The 1,927-nt window shown below is 30.9% G+C and carries 2 protein-coding genes and 1 pseudogene; 1 reads left to right on the forward strand and 2 read right to left on the reverse strand.

The window, feature by feature from the left end:
* The first annotated feature begins 267 nt into the window (after positions 1–267).
* Complete coding sequence (locus tag WFK35_RS22535; protein ID WP_336734858.1) at positions 268–498, forward strand: hypothetical protein; 231 nt, start codon at positions 268–270, stop codon at positions 496–498.
* Between the two features lie 45 nt (positions 499–543).
* Here WFK35_RS22535 and eco read toward each other — a convergent pair whose 3' ends face one another.
* Both eco and WFK35_RS22545 read right to left on the reverse strand, forming a co-directional pair.
* Positions 544–1,029: a serine protease inhibitor ecotin gene (eco, locus tag WFK35_RS22540; protein ID WP_336734860.1), complete on the reverse strand. Its 486-nt coding sequence runs from the start codon at positions 1,027–1,029 to the stop codon at positions 544–546.
* A 275-nt stretch (positions 1,030–1,304) separates the two neighbouring features.
* Positions 1,305–1,927 (reverse strand): annotated as a pseudogene (locus tag WFK35_RS22545) (hypothetical protein); the annotation flags it as partial.

A 1,927-nucleotide genomic window follows, 5' to 3' on the forward strand; every position in this document is an offset into this window, starting at 1 on the left:
AAGTAAATAGACAAACGATTTATTTTTTTATAATACAAAATAAAATTAAAAAGCAACTAAAAAATAAAAGACAGCAAAGTGCTGTCTTTTTTAATTAAAAACCGGTGTAACATTGTATGTTAGTGCCAAAAAATATTCAAAATCGCAGGATATTGTCGATTCTTTGGAGCTTAAAATCAATAATGAGATAAGCAAAATCGTTCCTGATACAGCTTATGTTTCTTATAAAATTCGGGACTCTATTGAAAGACTTGAATATTCAGAAGAATGGATACATACGGAGAGAAAACCATATTTCTGACTTCTAAGGAGTATTCTAATTATTTAAAATATAATTATGGTATTAATTATTGTAATTACAGTAAAATTTTCAAATGTGATGATCAAAAAGATACTTATATTTTAACTTTTGACGGCTTAATAATTGGTGAAACCTATATTTTTATCAAAATTCCTGAAGGCTTGATTGTGAGAATCGGACATAGATGGCAAGCCTAAACAAAAATTCCCCGCAAATAGCAGGGAATTCATATTTAAATTAAATTATCTCTGAACAGCTTTCTTCATCGCATCGGGACGAAGAATTCTGTATCGTACTTCCATATCTTTAGGAACGTAAAAAACCAATGGTAGTTTGCTGTTATATCTTACGGTTTCCGGCTGAATATACACAAACTGTTTTGTCATTTTCTTGTCCGGACAAGCCATTAGCGTTCCGGCGGTTTCTCCTTTCGATTCTACTTCATAATAATTGTACCCCCATCCCTGAAGATCCTGTGTATTCACTTTCCCGATTAAAAAATGTCTGTTACAGTCGAGCATTTTTTCTGCTCCTACAAAAAATTCCACTTTAAGGTCATTTTCATTCTTAGCAATCGGAAGCTGTACATACACCTGCTTAAAACCTTCTTTTGCTTTTGGGAACATTTCAATCTGCAATTTTTCAAACCTTTCTGTTTTCTTTTGCGCGAATGCATTCACTGCTGCAAACATCATTAATCCCGAAATAAGTGTTTTTGAAAATTTCATAAATTTTGTATTTATTTTTTATAAATTCTTTAAGGACAAAAACTGTTCCAAATTAAACAATTGTTTAAATTAATTTACAGGTGATATTGAAAAAAATCAATCATTTTTCTGAGAAATCAGTCCGGAAACGGTTAGTGTTCTGCTTATACCTTACTGTGTTCTTTTAAATAACTGCACCTATTATTAAATTTAAAAGTTGTTTAAAATCATTTCAGAATTAACTCAAACATAAAAATCTTACCTATTCTATTATTCTTGCATAGTTTTATAGTTATTTATACAGTCGGAGAACCTTCTGAATCCTGATGATCGTTTTCTAAAAAGGAAAGAATATCTGAGTTCGGAGGCAGATTATATTTTTTTCTGAATCTGTTTTTCCTTATTTCGACAGTACTTACATTTACATGAGTATAAGTTGCAATATCTTTATTGGAAAAATTTAATTTAAGAAAAGCACACAGTTTAAAATCATTCTTATTGATTTCAGGAAAAGTCTTTTCAATGGTATTGCTGAATTCCGGATAAGCGTCTTTAAACCTTACTAAAAATGAAGGATCATTGTTTTGAGCCAGCTCCAGCACTTCTTTGGAAATATCATTAATCCTGTCCTGAAGTTGAGAAATCTGTTCCTCCTTTTCTGTAATATACTGGCTGGTTTCTTCTTTTTGTTTTCTTTCGGTATGGTACTTTTTAAATATCCTTCCTGCAAAAAACAATACCACTACAAAGGCTGAGAAAAACAGGATTAATATGTAGTAAAACTGATTTTTTTTCTTTCTGTTGTTATCTTCCAGTAAGTATTCGTAAGTTCCGTTGATGTCTCCTTTCTCTTTTTTGCTCAACGCATACGCAAGATCTTTCGCTTTTTTCGTATAATACAACGAAGTTTTACTTTCAC

This window comes from Chryseobacterium sp. VD8 (assembly GCF_037149975.1).
In the GTDB taxonomy this organism is placed as follows: Bacteria; Bacteroidota; Bacteroidia; order Flavobacteriales; family Weeksellaceae; genus Chryseobacterium; species Chryseobacterium indicum.

Excerpts from the sequence above, each read along its gene's own strand:
- WFK35_RS22535 (WP_336734858.1), top strand. The coding sequence starts at position 268 with ATGGATACATACGGAGAGAAAACCATATTTCTGACTTCTAAGGAGTAT.
- eco (WP_336734860.1), bottom strand. The coding sequence starts at position 1,029 with ATGAAATTTTCAAAAACACTTATTTCGGGATTAATGATGTTTGCAGCA.